The organism is Pseudophaeobacter sp. EL27, assembly GCF_900313025.1.
GTDB lineage: Bacteria > Pseudomonadota > Alphaproteobacteria > Rhodobacterales > Rhodobacteraceae > Pseudophaeobacter.
On record NZ_OMPQ01000011.1, the window covers coordinates 404,395 to 419,730 of the forward strand.

The following is a 15,336-nucleotide window of genomic DNA, read 5'->3' on the forward strand; positions in this document are numbered from 1 at the left end:
TCTTCATCTGTCATAGATGCGCCGGTAAAGGCGAACCAGACAGCAGTCAGGAAAGAGAGACGGATGGATCAGCAAAAGGTATGGGACGCGGTGGTGATTGGTGGCGGGCCTGCGGGGCTGATGGCCGCTGGTGAGCTGGCCGCTGCAGGCCATAGCGTGTTGCTGGTTGAGGCCAAGCCCTCATTGGGGCGCAAGTTCCTGATGGCGGGGAAATCCGGCCTGAACCTGACCAAGGATGAGCCTCTGGCGCAGTTGCTCACGCATTATGGTGATGCGTCAGACACCCTGACGCCAATGATCTCTGCCTTTGATGCCCCTGCCATTCAGAACTGGGCGCAGGGCCTGGGACAGGCGCTGTTCACCGGCTCTACCGGGCGGGTCTTTCCGGAGAAGATGAAGGCCTCGCCGCTGTTGCGCGCCTGGCTGGCCCAGCTACAAACCCTGGGTGTGACCCAGCGGACCCGCTGGCGCTGGACGGGCTGGCAGGGGGAAGATCTGCGTTTTGACACCCCCGAAGGGGCGCAGCAGATCAAGACCCGCAGCACCGTGTTGGCGCTGGGCGGCGCAAGCTGGTCCCGGCTCGGCTCGGATGGGGCCTGGAGCGATATTCTAGGGGCGCCGGGTGTCTCGCTGGCGCCCTTCAAACCTGCAAATGCGGGTCTGATGGTTGCATGGTCCTCCCATATGCAGGTGCAGTTCGGCCAGCCGGTGAAGGGCGTGCAATGGCAGGCGGGGGAGGTTTCTTCCCGTGGGGAAGCGGTGATTTCGGCGCGAGGTCTGGAAGGTGGTGGCATTTACACCATCAGTGCGGCTGTCCGCGATGGGGCGGAACTGCATGTCGATCTGTTGCCGGACCTTACCGAGGCGGAGGTCACACACCGTCTGGCGCGCCCTCGTGGCAAGGCCAGCCTGGCCAATCACCTGCGCCGTGCTTTGAAGCTGGGGGCGGGGCGGACCGCCCTGTTGCAGGAGTTTGGCCGTCCGCTGCCGCAGGACCCACCCGCTTTGGCGGCACTGATCAAGGCGCTGCCGGTGACACATGCGGGCCTGCGCCCCATGGATGAGGCGATCTCAACCGCTGGCGGCATCAGCTGGGCAGAACTGAACGCGGATCTGATGTTGGCAAAACGCCCCGGCACCTTCTGCGCCGGGGAAATGCTGGATTGGGAAGCCCCCACTGGCGGCTATCTCCTGACGGGGTGTTTCGCCACTGGGCGATGGGCCGGACAAGGGGCCGCGCGCTACCTCGCGACCCAGTGATTGGCCCTGACCGACAGGTCTATTTCTTCATGAGCGCGGCCACGCGCTGATGCGCCGGACGGGAGCGCATTGCCTTGCCGTAGTCCAGCATGGCCTGATTTTCGACTGGGAATTTGGCGCCGTAAGCCCAGTTCAGGCAATGGGTCAGCACGATATCTGCGAGGGTGAATTCCTCTCCCATGACAAAGGGGCCTTTGATCTGGGTCTCGATTCTGTCGAGGTTGCGGTTGAATTCCCATTTCAGGCTGGGCTTCACTTCGGGAACCCGCTGGTCCTTTGGCAGGGCAAAGCTGTGTCGCGCCGCCGTCCACAAGATGGCATCCAGCTCATCCAGAAAGCGCTGGGTCATGGCGTCTTGCTGTGCCCGCGCCAGCGTGCCGGCCGGCGCTGTGAGGCCGCCGTGTTTATCCGCAAGATAGGTGATGATGGCAGTCGAATCAGTAAGCACCGCCTCGCCTTCCATCAAGGCCGGCACCTTGCCCGAGGCATTCACCGCCAGGATATCCGGGCTTTGTGGTGGCGCCGGATTCAGCTCATAGGGCTGGCCCAGTTCTTCCAGAGCCCAAAGCACCCGGAAACTGCGCGACAGAGGTGTGCCGATGACTTTATACATGATGATCACTCCCGTTTTTCCTTGTCGCCAAGATGAAGCCTGGGCGCCATAGGTCAAGACCGGAAGAGAGATAGAACCGCAGCGTAGATCTTAGCGGGCACGGCCCAGCATCGACAGTCGGATCAAAGCGCGCTCCATCAGCGCCAGGGCAGGGGCGGTTTGCCCGGCCGAGCGCAGCTGCAGATCGGTATCTGTTAGAAGTGTCAGCGCCCGTTGCAAACGATCCGCCCCCCAGCTCTGCGCCTGACGCAGCACCCTGTCGCGGCGCTTGCCATAAAGTGGCGGACGCAATCTACCAATGCCCTGTGCCGGACCACCTGGATCGGCGGCAACATTGTACAGTGTGCGAAAATGCCGGGTGGCACCAATACAGAGCGTCACCGCATTGGTGCCCTGCGACTGTAACCTGCTGATCAAGGGACCAATTTCGGGCGTGCGCCCCTCGGCCACCACGTTGAGCACATCATCCAGAGCCGCCTCGGTGGATTGCGGTGCCACTGCCTGAATATCCTCAAGCGAGAGGGCAGCACTGTCGGCATGTTTATAGATCGACAGCTTTTCGATCATCCGGGAAAAGTCCCCGGGGCCGATGTCATTGGCAATATCCGTCAGCGCCGACATGCTGTCACTTGGTACATCGCGGATCTGCGCGGCGCCCAGAATGCGTTCGATCTCAGACCGCGAAGGCGGGTCGTCATAGATGCCGGTGGCATAGGCGTTGGAATGCCCCTCAAAGCCTTTGCGCAGTTTTGATGTGGCCTTGAGCTGCCCGGCGGTGACAATGATCTGCGCATCGCCCGGCTGCCATTCCTCAAGGGCGGCAAGAATTGCCGGGGCGGCGGTGTCATTTGCCTCTTCCACAAAGACAGCACGGGCACCGGGGAAAAACCCCACCGCCTTGACCGCGTCCAACAACTGGGCCGGATCCTTGCGCAGATCAGAGCCGGGCATCCGCGTGAGGCGCATTTCTTCATCCGCGCCGGGCCCCAGCAGGGCTGCCAGCATCTGCTGCCGCTTCAGCGCCACCCGCATGGCATCGGCGCCATAGATCAACAGCCCGGTCTTAGAGGCATCCGGGCGCTGGCAATAGGCATCAGTATCGCGTGGCGAAAGCTTCATTCGGCAGCTGTTGTCACAGTTAGATCCGCTGTGCTCAGCAGGCGGGCAGAGATCTGATCCGCCAGGATGCGCATCAAGCGTTCATAGGCATCGCGTTCGCCTGCCAGGGTTTCAACAGTGGATCCGGTGGCGGAATAACCGGTGAAATTGGTCTCGCTGCCACTGGCCAGCACCACACCATCCGATTGTCGGACCAGGCTATAGCCCGCAGCGCCAATGATCGAATAACGGGTGATCGAGTTATCCGCAGTGATGGCCTGACCCTCTTGGCGGGTCGACAGGGTCAAATTCAACTTGTAGGGGCCATCGCTACTGCGTCCCAGACGCTGTTCCAGATCCCGCACGAGGAAATAGGCATTTCTGTCGCCGGTCGAATTGGGCAGATCCGGGAAGGCGATGACCACCTCGCCATAAAGTGCATCGCCAGTGCCGCCTGGCGCGTTCACTGGCGTAAAGCCGCAGGCGCTGACCACCATAGAGGTGGCCAGCATAAGGATCAGCAAAGGCTGTTTAAGCAACGACATTGACGATACGACCCGGCACCACGATGACCTTTTTCGGGGCGCTGCCATTCAGCGCCTTTTGCACAGCTTCGTGGCTCAGCGCGATTTTTTCAACCTCTGCTTTGTCGAGATCGGCAGCCACGGTGATTTCGCCGCGACGTTTGCCATTGATCTGAATCGGCAGGGTGACGCTGTCCTCGACCAGCATCGCTTCATCGGCCACGGGCCAGGGCGCGGTGGTGATCAGGCCGGTGCCGCCCTGATGGGCCCAGATGTCTTCGGCAAGATGCGGCACCATCGGCGACATCAGCTGTGCCAGGGTCATGATCGCCTGCTTTTGCGCTGCCTGTCCGGCCTTGGATTTCGCCAGGGTGTTGGTGAAGCCATAAAGCCGCGCGATGGAGGCGTTAAAGCCAAAGCTTTCAACGCCGAGGGTCACATCGCGGATACATTTATGCATCTCGCGCAGCAGATCCTCGTCGCCCTGACCGGTGGCGCCGGGCTCCATCTCACCGATCTTGTCACACAAGTTCCAGACCCGGTTGAGGTGCTTATAGGCGGCCTCAGCCCCGGAGGCGGTCCATTCCACGTCCCGTTCGGGGGGCGAATCAGACAGCACAAACCAGCGCGCCGTATCCGCGCCATAGGAGGAGATGATCGAGAGCGGGTTGACCACATTGTTTTTGGACTTCGACATCTTGGCCGAAGGAATCACCGCGACCTCGGCACCACCTTCCTTGAGGAAGGCCTTACCGTCGCGCAGCTCGATCTCTTCTGGGTAGTGATAGACCGGACGACCGTTGTCATCTTCGCTTTTGTAGATCGCATGGGTCACCATGCCCTGGGTGAACAGCGCGTCAAAGGGTTCTTCGCAGCCATCCGGCAGATGGCCGCAGATCTTCATCGCCCGTGAAAAGAAGCGGGCATAGAGCAGGTGCAGAATCGCATGTTCCACGCCGCCAATATACTGGTCCACATTCATCCAGTATTCGGCCTCGGGCAGAATCGTCGGTGTTTTGGCCTGTGGCGCGGTAAAGCGGCTGAAATACCACGACGAATCCACAAAGGTATCCATGGTGTCGGTTTCGCGCAGGGCAGGTTTGCCACAGCTCGGGCAGGCGCAGTTGCGCCAGCTGGGATGGCGGTCCAGCGGATTACCCGGCACCGAGAAATCAATCGCCTTGCCGTCTTCATCATAGGGCAGGGCGATGGGCAGGTTCTCTTTCTTTTCCGGCACCACGCCGCAGTCTTCGCAGTGCACAACCGGAATCGGACAACCCCAATACCGCTGGCGGGACAGGCCCCAGTCGCGCAGACGGAACTTGGTGACGCCCTCGCCCCAACCTGCCTTTTCCGCAAAATCGACGGTGGTGTTGATCGCTTCTTCGCCTGTGGCCTCGGTAAGACCGGCAAAATGGTCGACCCAGCGGACCTTTTCCGATTTGGCAGGAACCAGGGCCTCATTCGCCACAGGAGCCGCGTCATCCAGCGCATAAAAGGCGTTCAGTACCGGCAGGTCATACTTGCGGCAGAAATCCAGGTCACGCTGGTCATGCGCCGGGCAGGCAAAAATGGCGCCAGTGCCGTAATCCATCAGGATAAAGTTGGCGATCCAGACGGGCAGCTCCCAGTCCGGGTTCAGCGGGTGTTTCACCCGAATGCCAGTGTCATAGCCCAGCTTTTCAGCCGTCTCGATGGCCTCTTCGGTGGTGCCACCTTTGCGGCATTCCGCAACAAATTCAGCCACTTCAGGAGAGTGGGCTTCGAGTTCTTTGGCAATGGGGTGGTCGGGCGAGATGCCCACAAAAGAGGCGCCATTCAGCGTGTCGGGGCGGGTGGTATAGACCTCAATCGCCGCGCCGCCATCGGTGCGTTCAAAGCCAAACTGAAGCCCGCGGGATTTGCCGATCCAGTTTTCCTGCATCAAGCGCACCTTGGCGGGCCAGTCGTGCAGCCCGTCCAGCGCCGACAGCAGCTCTTCGGAATAGTCGGAGATCTTGAAGAACCACTGCGTCAGCTCACGCCGTTCCACCAGCGCGCCAGAACGCCAGCCGCGGCCGCCTTCGACCTGTTCGTTGGCCAGAACGGTCATGTCAACCGGATCCCAGTTCACCACGGCGTTTTTGCGATAGACCAGCCCCTTGTCGAGGAAGTCCAGGAACAGCGCCTGCTGCTGGCCGTAGTAGTCTTCATCGCAGGTGGCAAATTCACGCGACCAGTCGAGCGAGAGGCCAAGCGGCTTCATCTGCTCTTTCATTGCGTCGATATTGGCGTAGGTCCAGTCCTTGGGGTGACCACCGCTGGCCATGGCGGCGTTCTCCGCAGGCATGCCAAAGGCATCCCAGCCCATGGGGTGCAGCACGTTATGGCCGGTGGACATCTTGTAGCGTGCTACCACGTCGCCCATGGTGTAGTTGCGCACATGGCCCATGTGCAGCTTGCCCGATGGGTAGGGGAACATCTCCAGCACGTAGTACTTCTCTTTGCCAGGCGTGCGCTTGGCTTCAAAAATGCCGGCCTCATCCCAGGCCTTTTGCCATTTTTCTTCGATTTTGGTGGCAGCGTAGCGCGACATCACGACTGGTCCTTTAAGAATGAAAACGCCGGGTGGTGACCCGGCGCATGTAATACTGATGTTTTGTTCTCTGTTCCAGAGCTTCGTGGCTGGGCGTCAGAGGTTCTTGTCAGCGATGCGCAACTGGCGGGCACGCGATAGGATGGCATCCTCAACGGCGCGGGTGGTTGAGGCGCTGACGGGGCGTCCGCCCTTTGTCTGCAGCGAGACATTCAACGAACGCGCATCCAATGCCGGATCCTTGATATGGACCGTAGCGCGATAGGAACGGCCACTTCCGGGTGGGTTGCCGTAGCCAGTGACGATGACGCCGGTAAAAGGATCAACAGACTGCACCGGCAGGAACTCCAGAACATCCAAGGACGCATTCCACAGGTAACGGTTCACCTGTACTTTCTGGTCAGGGGTGCCGCCAAACAGATCCCAGATGGAAGAGCGGTTGCTGCTTGCGCTGTCGACGTCATTGTTGAACTCCTGGGGCGCTGTCCCGCGAGGGGCCCCATTGTCAGAGCGCCCGCCACAGGCCGCTAAACCAAAGCACAAAACCCCAACAAGGGTCGTTCTAATTATCTTATGCTGTGTCATCGTCGCTCCTGGCGCCAGTATCTTGCGGAACTCCTATCGTATCGGTGGGTTGCGGAGCAAGGGCTTTAGCTCTCGCTGGCAGCTTCCTGCGAATCGTGTGGTTGGACAGTTATATATGGGCCACAACCAATTGCGGGAAAAACGGGGGTGGCAGTTCTGCTTGGACTTTGGCTGCAAAGAAGCGCGCCTGTTAATGAAATGGCGTGATTCAGACCGTGAAGCACCGGGCGGGACTAAAGACTGTGGCAAAGCTGCACCATCCCCGAGTGCAATGCTGGCTGACGGATGGGGCGCTCTTGCCAAAACGGGGGTGAAAAAGCGAAACCCCTTGTCATACCCACACCGGATTCCCCGGTTTGGGCATCAGAATTGAAAACCGAGGGAAAAATCGATGAAAAAGGTTCTCTTCGCGACTACCGCGCTGATCGCCACTGCCGGCATGGCAGCTGCTGACGTCCGTCTGTCCGGTTACGGCCGTTTTGGTCTGGACTATAACTCCGCTAACGAGCGTACTGCTGGTGTTTCCGAAACCAACATCACCAGCCGTCTGCGTCTGCAGGTCGACATGTCCACCGAAACCGATGGCGGCATCGGCTTCAACGCACGCGTTCGTATGCAGTCCGAAAGCCGTGACGGCAATCCTGCTGGTTCCGCTGGTACCGCAGGTGATTCCGACGGCCCAGCCCTGAACGGCGCAGATGAGCTGGCTGACGACAACGGCTTCAACGGTGCACGTTTTGGCGTGACCTATGGCGGCCTGGCTGTCAACGTTGGCAACATCATCGGTGCTGTTGAAAACGCACCTGGCCTGTTCACCACCGGAACACGTTCTGCTGGCACAGGCATCGACGGCATGGGTTTCCACTCAGTTGTGATCAAATCCCGCACCGGTACTGCCTTTAACTGGGATGCGTATTCCTCCGACGGCATGGGCGCAAACGGTATCGAAGCTCTGTACTCCATGGGCGGCTTCACTGGTCACATCTCCTACAGCCAGCAGAACGGCGGTACCGTTCTGGGTAAAGCTGGTGGCGAAGACCGCACCGGTATCATGCTGACATACTCCTTCTCCGACTACTATGTGACAGCTGCTGCTCAGTCCTCTTCGGTTGCAGCAAACGACGTCACATTCGTCGCAGCTGGCGGTGACTTCGGCGCATTTGGCGCACGTCTGGCCTATGGTTCGACTGACGCGGCTGACTCGGTTACTCTCGAAGGTAACATGGACATCGGCGCGGCTTCCAACATCCTGGTTTGGGTTAACTCCACCGACGTTTCCGGTGTTGTTACCGCAGCTGACACAGCTGACGGCACCTCCTTCGGCATCAACTACCAGTACGACCTGGGTGGCGGCGCTACCTTCGTTGCTGGTTATGTTGACGAAGCAGACGATGACAACCAGTTCCAGGCTGGTGTATACTTCAGCTTCTAAGCTGAACTACGCTTAGCGTGAATTGGGGGCGGGCTCTTAACAGAGCTCGCCCTTTTCGTTTGGCTCTTAACATTTGCTGCCAAACAGTGTTGTTTTGGCGTCAAAACCGGAGGACGCTAAATGTCGCTGCAAGAAATCAAAACTCGTATCACAGCGGCAGAGGCTGCTGCTGGCCGTCCCGAAGGATCGGTGACCCTGATCGCGGTGTCCAAAGTTCAGCCAAACGCGCGGGTGGCGACGGTTCTGGGCGAAGGACAGCGCTGTTTTGGTGAAAACCGCGTGCAGGAGGCCATGGGGAAATGGCCCGATTTTGCCGAGGCTTACACGGGGCTGGATCTGCATCTGATTGGCCCTTTGCAAACCAACAAGGCGCGTCAGGCGATGGAGCTGTTCAGCTCTATCCACACATTGGACCGTCCCAAGTTGGCCAAAGCCCTGGTGCGACTGGCGCAGGAGCTGGGCAAGTGTCCGGATCTTTTTATTCAGGTCAATACCGGGGCCGAGCCGCAAAAGGCCGGTATTCTGCCTGCCGAGGCCGACGGGTTTGTTGCTGAGTGCCGCGCCTTGGATCTGCCAATCAAGGGGCTGATGTGTATCCCGCCGGTTTCAGAGGTGGCCACCGATCATTTTACACAACTGTCAGAGATGGCCGCACGCAATGGGTTGCAGGGTCTCTCCATGGGGATGAGTGGTGACTTTGAAACTGCAATCGCCCATGGTGCTACCCATGTCCGGGTTGGTTCCGCCATTTTTGGGGCCAGGGCCTATAGGCAAGTGAGCTAGACCTTAACAATTGCGAGATGCGTAACGATGAAGAAAGCCATTCTGATACTGACTCTCCTGATGGGCGCAACGGGCGTTCAGGCCGGGGAGCTTTCGTTGAAATTTTCCTCTTGGGGCAATATTCCAAGCTGCACCACCGGAAGCCCGAACAAGGTGGGAAACCCTGCTTTTGTGCTCAGGGGCCTGCCTGAGGGGACCACTTCGGTGCAATTCCGCCTCAAGGATCTGGATGTGCCCAGTTACAACCATGGCGGCAGCAAGCGGATCGCAATGTCTGGCGATGGGACCGTTCCTGAAGGCAGCTTCACTTACAAGAGCCCCTGCCCTCCGAGTGGGGTGCATACCTATGAATGGACCGTGACAGCGCGCAAGGGCGGCAAGGTTCTGGCGCGGGCCACGGCGCAGCGCCGCTATCCTGAATAACTATACCAGATTGGGGACAATCACCCGGCTGCCCGGCACCACGCGGGCGGTCAGCCAATGCAGATCGCTGCGGTCAAAGGCGATGCAGCCTTCGGTCGGGTATCCCGGGCGGCGCCATTGATGGATAAAGATGGCAGAACCCTTGCCGGGGGTAGCATTGGGCCAGTTCCAATCCAGTATCAGCACCAGATCATAAAGCGGGTCGGCACGGCGCAGGTGCTCGTGGCTATAGCCATAGGGCGCTGTAACCCGGCTGTTGTAATGGGTATCGCGTCCATCGTCAGACCATAGGTCACGCGGGCCTATTTGCTGTGCCCAGGCATTGGGGCGCGCCATGCGGTCCGGACGGTAAAGCATTCCGACAATGTGATGCACCCCGGTGGGGGTGGCCCCGTCGCCTTCGCGCTTATCAGTGGAGATCCCACCCTTGCCGATGCTGCAGGGCAGTAAGCGGCCGGCAAAGCGCAGACCCTGCCGGGTCAGTACCAGATCAGCGGCAGAAAAGGGCAGGTTGCTCACAACATATGCCCGGATTTGGCCGCCTTGGTGGCCAGGTACTGCGCGTTGAAAGCGTTTTCTCCAACCTTCAACTCGACACGTTCCGCAACCTTGATCCCGGTTTTCTCCATCATCGCAATCTTGTTGGGGTTATTGGTCAGCAACCGCACCTGCGAGAACCCCAGCGCTTTCAGGATGGCAGAGCCAAGCCGGAAATCCCGTTCATCATCCTCAAAACCGAGGCGGTGATTGGCCTCAACTGTGTCAAACCCCTGATCCTGAAGGGAATAGGCGCGCATCTTATTGGCGAGACCAATACCGCGACCCTCTTGATTGAGGTAGAGCAAGACACCACTGCCCTGCGTCCCCATCTGCGCGAGAGCAGCATTGAGCTGCGGGCCGCAGTCACATTTGAGCGAACCCAGCACATCGCCGGTGAAGCAGGCCGAATGCAGTCGCGCCAGCACCGGCTTGCTGCGATCAGGACGGCCAATCTCGATAGCATAGTGTTCTTCGGCGCCATCTTCGGGGCGGAAGATATGAAGCCGCCCGGCTTCGGCAGCCTGTATCGGCAGACGGGCAGCGGCAACCGCATGTAGCGGCGAGCTTTGGCTCATCAGCGGTTCTGCTGCGGCCTGTGGCAGCAAAGTCAGCCCGTGATCGGTGGCAAATTGCGCGCCTGTGCCTTTCAGTGGCACCAAAAGGGCCGCAGGTAGCAGTCGGGCGGATTTGACCAGAGCAATGGCAAGACGGTGCAGCGCGGCGCTGCCTTCGCGGGCACTGATCAGCGGGCCCTTCATGGGGGCATTCAGATCATCCGCAGGATCAGCAATCGCTTGAATCCAGTCCAGGGTTGCCACCTCTGGCAGACGGATGCGGGCGGTATCCCCATCATAGGCGCGGGCCTTGAGTGTTTCGGCCCGCCGCGCGGTCAGGGCCAGAGTGACCTCCCCCAGCGCCTGCATGTCCTTCAGCCGTTCCTGGGACAGGCTTTCAGCCGCGATGGCGAGGGCAGCCTGACCCTCCTCAATGAGGACAACGGGCAGCCCCATGCGCAGATCCACGCGCGCGCGGGCCAGCAGTTCGATCATGGAGGGCATCAGGCTCATGCAGCAGATCCAGCGGTTGGTACACAATAACGGGCCTTTCCTAGGCCCAATTTCGACAGAAGTGAAACAAATCCTTTGCTGTGGACACGACGGCGTGAGTGTTTTGCAGCATATCTTGTCCTTTGCATGATGGAAGCGCATCTGTCAGTCATGGAAACAGGAGAGTAGAGGCAGGAGAGTAGAGACATGGCGCAATTGAAAAAAATTCTACTGGTGGACGACGACGAGGACCTGCGCGAGGCCCTGAGCGAACAGCTGATCATGACCGAAGACTTTGATGTCTTTGAGGCCGAGAATGGCCAGGGCGCCATGGAGCGTGTCAAAGAAGCGCTGTATGATCTGGTGATCCTGGACGTTGGTCTGCCCGATACCGATGGACGTGAGCTGTGCCGCCTGATGCGCAAACAGGGCGTCAAGGCGCCGATTCTGATGCTGACAGGCCATGACAGCGATTCCGATACCATCCTGGGCCTGGATGCCGGCGCCAACGACTATGTCTCGAAACCCTTTAAATTTCCGGTGCTTCTGGCGCGGATCCGCGCCCAGCTGCGCCAGCATGAGCAATCCGAAGACGCGGTCTTTGTCCTTGGGCCCTATACGTTCAAACCTGCGATGAAGATGCTGATGACCGAGGATGACCGCAAGATCCGCCTCACCGAGAAAGAGACCAATATCCTGAAGTTCCTCTATCGCTCCACCGATGGTGTGGTGGCGCGCGATGTGCTGCTGCATGAGGTCTGGGGCTATAACGCCGGGGTCACAACCCACACTCTGGAAACCCATATCTACCGTCTGCGCCAGAAGATCGAGCCCGATCCCTCAAATGCGCGTATCCTGGTGACGGAGTCCGGCGGATATCGTCTGATCAGCTAAGGTGTTTTTATTGACATAGGTCAAAGACACATTCTTAGCGCATCTTTAACCATGTTCGTATCCCGCGCATGTCCGGGTCATGACATGCACCTCCCTGTTGGACTAGGCCGGGCATCGCGCCCGGCCCTTTTTTCGCCCTAGCGTTGCAACAGGCGCAGGCGGCTTTCAAATTCACCGCGATCGACGTAGCAGCCATGCAGGTGCCGGAACCCGGTCTGCGGGTCAAAAGCATCACGGCCATGAAGAACCCGGCGGTTGTCAAACACCACCATCTCGCCGCCTTTGAGTTTCAGCGTGACCAGATAATCGGCGCTGCGGGTCATGATCATGAACTGACGATAGGCGCGGTAGTAACGGGTCATCAGATCGGGTGCGAGGTCGAGGATATCGGCCAGATGCGCATTAAAGCAGATCTCGATGATCTGCCCGTCTTCATCCAGATTGATGACCTTCTTCCGGTTTCTGATATCGGTAACCTGATCGTGGAACCGGAACGGGATCGAGACCGTGGACAGCAGGGCAAAGGCCTCTGGGTCTGTCTTGCGCAGATCTTCTGCAATGGCGTAGCCGTCGCAGAACAGCGAGCCGCCGCCCGTGGCCTCATTTGCCAGACAATGCAGGAATTGAAAGCCGGGAGGCAGTTCCTGGTTGGTCAGATCGGTGTGCAGGGGCAGGGCTATGGGGGTATAGGCCAGATTGTTCGGATTTGGCTTGGACTGGACTTCGAAGGTCAGGCCAAAGTTGGTTTCCCGCAGGAAACCGATGCGGCGGGCGACATCCATGCCGGCCTCGGTGCTGTCGGCCAACCCTTCCACAATGGAGAGCCCGTATTTCTGGGTCTGGATCAACCAATCCTGCAGGGCCTGATCCGAGGTCTGGACCTCATCGGCCCTGGCGCGGGGAATACCCTGAGCGCCGAGATCTTTGCGCCAGTGGTGGAAGCCGGTGCGCGCCGGATCGGCGGCATATTGGCCAGGGCGCCGCGCGCTCAACCAGGACAGATCAAAGGTGGAGATGGTCTCGTCCCCCTGCCACCAGATGCTGAGGCTCTGGCCATCAGTCTCGATTTTGCTGGGGGTCACATCCAGGGGAATGGCGGTCAGATCGGTGATCCGTTCCTGGGTCTGCGGGTGGAAACCGGCGGGATCATTGTCGCGCAGCCAGATGTAGGGGAAATCGGCACTGCTGCCATCGGCAAAGGTGAGGTGAACAAGGGCATCGTCGGAACGAAGGGTGGCATTGGCCATGGATAGGCCTCCATAAAAAAGCATGCGCGCGGGCATGTTGGACAGGTCATATGAGGGGAATGGCTGAACAGTCAGCTCAGGTAGCACCACCCGGGGGCGGCCACCAGTCATAGGCTTTTTTATAGGGGTGCCCTGGGCGTTGCCCGAGGACGGAGGAGCGTGGCACGGCGCAGGGCCTCTGTGTGAAGAGCAGTTTGGGCAGCTTTGGAAAAACAAATGAAAAATGGCAAGCAAATTTCACCAAAATCCGACCTCATGCTCAGAAAAAGATGCATCTTTGATTTTCCAGTCTAGAGGTTCCCCTTCTGTTCATGCATGTTCAGGGGCAACTCATCTAGGAAGAGAGACGCAGCATGGCCTTTACCCTTGCCACTTGGAACATCAACTCTGTCCGCCTGCGCGAAGGGCTGGTGCAGAAACTCATGCGCGAGGAAGGCCCGGATGTGCTGTGCCTGCAGGAGTGCAAAAGCCCGGTGGATCTGATCCCGACCGAGGGTTTTGCCGAGTTGGGCTATCCCCACATGGTGGCACGCGGCCAGAAGGGCTATAACGGCGTCGCCATTCTGTCGCGCCTGCCCATCGAGGAGGCCGGGGCTGAGGATTTTGCCAATCTTGGTCACGCCCGTCATATCGCTGGGCGCTTGGAGAACGGTGTAACCGTGCATAATTTCTATGTGCCTGCAGGCGGGGATAAGCCCGACCGCGCGGTGAATGAGAAATTTGGTCAGAAGCTGGATTACCTCAGTGAGATGCGGGATTGGTTCAAGGCTGAGCGGCCCGAGAAGTCCATTCTGGTAGGGGATCTGAATATCGCGCCCCGCGAGGATGATGTCTGGGATCACAAGAAGATGCTGAAAATTGTCAGCCACACGCCAGTGGAGGTGGATCTGTTGGCAGAGGTGCAGGAGGCTGGCAGTTGGGCGGATGTAACCCGGGCGGATATCCCCGAAGGGTTGCTGTATAGCTGGTGGAGCTATCGCGCCAAAGATTGGGATGCAGCGGACAAGGGGCGACGGTTAGACCATGTCTGGGCCACCGAAGACATCAAGCAGGCGGCGCATTCCAGCCGGGTTCTGCGCGCCGCGCGTGGTTGGGAAAAGCCCAGCGACCATGCGCCAGTCTTTGCGACTTTTGATCTGTAAGCGTTAAAGGGCAGGGGCGGCTCCCGCCCGTCGTTTGGGCATCACAGATGCCCGCCTCCCGTTGGGCCGAGCGCCGCGCTGACGCGCGGCGCGGTTGCGCCTCTTTGCGGTCTGGTCTGATGGGCCTCAGGCGGTGAGAAATGCGGAGAGAGGAGGGCTGTGGCGAACTCCTCTCTTGGTTTCTGTGCTTCAGGGCTCCATATAGGGGCCAAGCTTCAAACGGAGAAGATTGAGACAATGGACATTATTGGCGGAGCGGGCACAGCAGCCCCCGCAGGTGATTTGATCAAGGACGTCGGTGAGGCGACCTTTATGCAGGATGTGGTCGAGGCCTCGATGCAGGCACCGGTGATTGTTGATTTCTGGGCGCCGTGGTGTGGCCCATGTAAGACGCTTGGCCCTGCTTTGGAAGCGGTCGTGACCAAAGCCAAGGGCGCGGTCACCATGGCCAAGGTCAATGTGGATGAGAACCAGCGTCTGGTGCAGGCGTTGTCACAGCAGGGCTTGCCTCTGCAATCCATCCCAACTGTTGTTGCCTTTGTTGAGGGGCGCCCGCTCGATATGTTCCAGGGGAATGTCCCGCCGAGTGAGATCGAAGCCTTTGTGAACAAGGCGATCGAGGCTGGCGGTGGCAGCGCGGATGGCGGCCTGGCCGAGGCGCTGGAAGTGGCGGAACAGATGCTGACAGAGGGCGAGGTTGCCGACGCGGCGCAGACCTTTGCGGCAATCATTGGCGAAGATGACAAGAGCGCCGCGGCCTATGGCGGCCTGGCGCGGGCGCATATTGCGCTGGGAGATCTGGACCAGGCCGAGGCGGCTCTGAATGGTGCTCCGGCAGAGATCGCCGATGCTGCTGAGATTGAGGCGGCGCGGGCGCAGATCGAACTGGCGCGACAGGCGGAAAATGCCGGCCCGGTTGCGGAACTGGCTTCCAAGGTCGAGGCCAACCCAGAGGATCTGGAGGCGCGGTTTGAACTGGCGCAGGCGCTGCATGCCGCCGGAGATGCCGAGGCTGCTGTCACAGAGTTGCTGGAGCTGTTCCGTCGCGATCGGGAATGGAATGAGGGCGCTGCCAAGGCACAGCTTTTCACCATCTTTGATGCGCTTCAGCCAAATGACCCGGTGGTTTTGAATGGGCGACGCAAGCTGAGCTCATTAATTTTTGCCTAATCGC

At 59.5% G+C, this 15,336-nt stretch carries 15 protein-coding genes; 7 read left to right on the forward strand and 8 right to left on the reverse strand.

Translation table 11 applies throughout. From position 1 onward, the window contains the following. Positions 1–63: 63 nt before the first annotated feature. Entirely contained in the window at positions 64–1,260 is a 1,197-nt protein-coding gene (locus ED661_RS14350) for a TIGR03862 family flavoprotein (RefSeq protein ID WP_122074588.1), read from the forward strand. 19 nt (positions 1,261–1,279) lie between these two features. Here ED661_RS14350 and ED661_RS14355 read toward each other — a convergent pair whose 3' ends face one another. The 5 genes from ED661_RS14355 to ED661_RS14375 form a co-directional block, all read right to left on the reverse strand. Next, a complete protein-coding gene (locus tag ED661_RS14355) occupies positions 1,280–1,873 on the reverse strand; it encodes a glutathione S-transferase family protein (RefSeq protein ID WP_122074589.1) in 594 nt (197 codons plus the stop codon). A 90-nt stretch (positions 1,874–1,963) separates the two neighbouring features. Next, positions 1,964–2,992 carry a DNA polymerase III subunit delta gene (holA, locus tag ED661_RS14360; protein ID WP_122074590.1) on the reverse strand — a complete coding sequence of 343 codons (1,029 nt, stop codon included), beginning with the start codon at positions 2,990–2,992 and terminating at the stop codon, positions 1,964–1,966. Continuing rightward, complete coding sequence (gene lptE, locus ED661_RS14365) at positions 2,989–3,516, reverse strand: LPS assembly lipoprotein LptE (RefSeq protein WP_122074591.1); 528 nt, start codon at positions 3,514–3,516, stop codon at positions 2,989–2,991. Before lptE ends, holA begins: the two co-directional genes overlap by 4 nt. Continuing rightward, the gene (leuS, locus tag ED661_RS14370) at positions 3,503–6,070 is read right to left on the reverse strand and encodes a leucine--tRNA ligase (RefSeq protein WP_122074592.1); all 2,568 of its coding nucleotides are present in this window, start codon (positions 6,068–6,070) and stop codon (positions 3,503–3,505) included. The genes lptE and leuS overlap by 14 nt, the downstream gene beginning before the upstream one ends. A 96-nt stretch (positions 6,071–6,166) precedes the next feature. After that, complete coding sequence (locus ED661_RS14375) at positions 6,167–6,655, reverse strand: DUF3576 domain-containing protein (RefSeq protein ID WP_122074593.1); 489 nt, start codon at positions 6,653–6,655, stop codon at positions 6,167–6,169. Positions 6,656–7,046: 391 nt separating this feature from the next. On the opposite strand from ED661_RS14375, the gene ED661_RS14380 reads away from it, so the two are divergent. From ED661_RS14380 to ED661_RS14390, 3 genes are all read left to right on the forward strand, one after another. After that, positions 7,047–8,087 carry a porin gene (locus ED661_RS14380; protein ID WP_122074594.1) on the forward strand — a complete coding sequence of 347 codons (1,041 nt, stop codon included), beginning with the start codon at positions 7,047–7,049 and terminating at the stop codon, positions 8,085–8,087. Positions 8,088–8,207: 120 nt separating this feature from the next. Further along, the gene (locus ED661_RS14385; protein WP_122074595.1) at positions 8,208–8,870 is read left to right on the forward strand and encodes a YggS family pyridoxal phosphate-dependent enzyme; all 663 of its coding nucleotides are present in this window, start codon (positions 8,208–8,210) and stop codon (positions 8,868–8,870) included. Between the two features lie 96 nt (positions 8,871–8,966). Beyond that, positions 8,967–9,293 (forward strand): phospholipid-binding protein, encoded by a 327-nt coding sequence (locus ED661_RS14390; protein ID WP_162930134.1) that lies wholly within the window; start codon positions 8,967–8,969, stop codon positions 9,291–9,293. Here ED661_RS14390 and ED661_RS14395 read toward each other — a convergent pair whose 3' ends face one another. Beyond that, positions 9,294–9,812, reverse strand: a complete 519-nt coding sequence (locus ED661_RS14395) for a L,D-transpeptidase (RefSeq protein WP_254054844.1) — start codon at positions 9,810–9,812, stop codon at positions 9,294–9,296. It abuts the gene before it with no gap. Next, on the reverse strand, positions 9,809–10,900 hold the full coding sequence (gene ribA, locus ED661_RS14400) for a GTP cyclohydrolase II (protein WP_122074677.1): 1,092 nt from the start codon (positions 10,898–10,900) through the stop codon (positions 9,809–9,811). The genes ED661_RS14395 and ribA overlap by 4 nt, the downstream gene beginning before the upstream one ends. 186 nt (positions 10,901–11,086) lie before the next feature. Here ribA and ED661_RS14405 point away from each other — a divergent pair, with 186 nt between their 5' ends. Continuing rightward, positions 11,087–11,773, forward strand: coding sequence for a response regulator transcription factor (locus tag ED661_RS14405; protein ID WP_122074597.1), 687 nt, complete (start codon positions 11,087–11,089; stop codon positions 11,771–11,773). A 137-nt stretch (positions 11,774–11,910) separates the two neighbouring features. On the opposite strand, the gene ED661_RS14410 is transcribed toward ED661_RS14405, so the two are convergent. After that, the gene (locus tag ED661_RS14410; protein WP_122074678.1) at positions 11,911–13,020 is read right to left on the reverse strand and encodes a TauD/TfdA family dioxygenase; all 1,110 of its coding nucleotides are present in this window, start codon (positions 13,018–13,020) and stop codon (positions 11,911–11,913) included. Between the two features lie 353 nt (positions 13,021–13,373). Between ED661_RS14410 and ED661_RS14415 the strand changes: the two genes are divergently transcribed. Next, entirely contained in the window at positions 13,374–14,162 is a 789-nt protein-coding gene (locus ED661_RS14415) for an exodeoxyribonuclease III (protein WP_122074598.1), read from the forward strand. A 237-nt stretch (positions 14,163–14,399) separates the two neighbouring features. Further along, positions 14,400–15,332: a tetratricopeptide repeat protein gene (locus ED661_RS14420; RefSeq protein WP_122074599.1), complete on the forward strand. Its 933-nt coding sequence runs from the start codon at positions 14,400–14,402 to the stop codon at positions 15,330–15,332. Positions 15,333–15,336 lie beyond the last annotated feature (4 nt).

Coding starts and splice junctions, on each gene's coding strand:
- ED661_RS14350 (WP_122074588.1), top strand. CDS start 64: ATGGATCAGCAAAAGGTATGGGACGCGGTGGTGATTGGTGGCGGGCCT.
- ED661_RS14355 (WP_122074589.1), bottom strand. CDS start 1,873: ATGTATAAAGTCATCGGCACACCTCTGTCGCGCAGTTTCCGGGTGCTT.
- holA (WP_122074590.1), bottom strand. CDS start 2,992: ATGAAGCTTTCGCCACGCGATACTGATGCCTATTGCCAGCGCCCGGAT.
- lptE (WP_122074591.1), bottom strand. CDS start 3,516: ATGTCGTTGCTTAAACAGCCTTTGCTGATCCTTATGCTGGCCACCTCT.
- leuS (WP_122074592.1), bottom strand. CDS start 6,070: ATGTCGCGCTACGCTGCCACCAAAATCGAAGAAAAATGGCAAAAGGCC.
- ED661_RS14375 (WP_122074593.1), bottom strand. CDS start 6,655: ATGACACAGCATAAGATAATTAGAACGACCCTTGTTGGGGTTTTGTGC.
- ED661_RS14380 (WP_122074594.1), top strand. CDS start 7,047: ATGAAAAAGGTTCTCTTCGCGACTACCGCGCTGATCGCCACTGCCGGC.
- ED661_RS14385 (WP_122074595.1), top strand. CDS start 8,208: ATGTCGCTGCAAGAAATCAAAACTCGTATCACAGCGGCAGAGGCTGCT.
- ribA (WP_122074677.1), bottom strand. CDS start 10,900: ATGAGCCTGATGCCCTCCATGATCGAACTGCTGGCCCGCGCGCGCGTG.
- ED661_RS14405 (WP_122074597.1), top strand. CDS start 11,087: ATGGCGCAATTGAAAAAAATTCTACTGGTGGACGACGACGAGGACCTG.
- ED661_RS14410 (WP_122074678.1), bottom strand. CDS start 13,020: ATGGCCAATGCCACCCTTCGTTCCGACGATGCCCTTGTTCACCTCACC.
- ED661_RS14415 (WP_122074598.1), top strand. CDS start 13,374: ATGGCCTTTACCCTTGCCACTTGGAACATCAACTCTGTCCGCCTGCGC.
- ED661_RS14420 (WP_122074599.1), top strand. CDS start 14,400: ATGGACATTATTGGCGGAGCGGGCACAGCAGCCCCCGCAGGTGATTTG.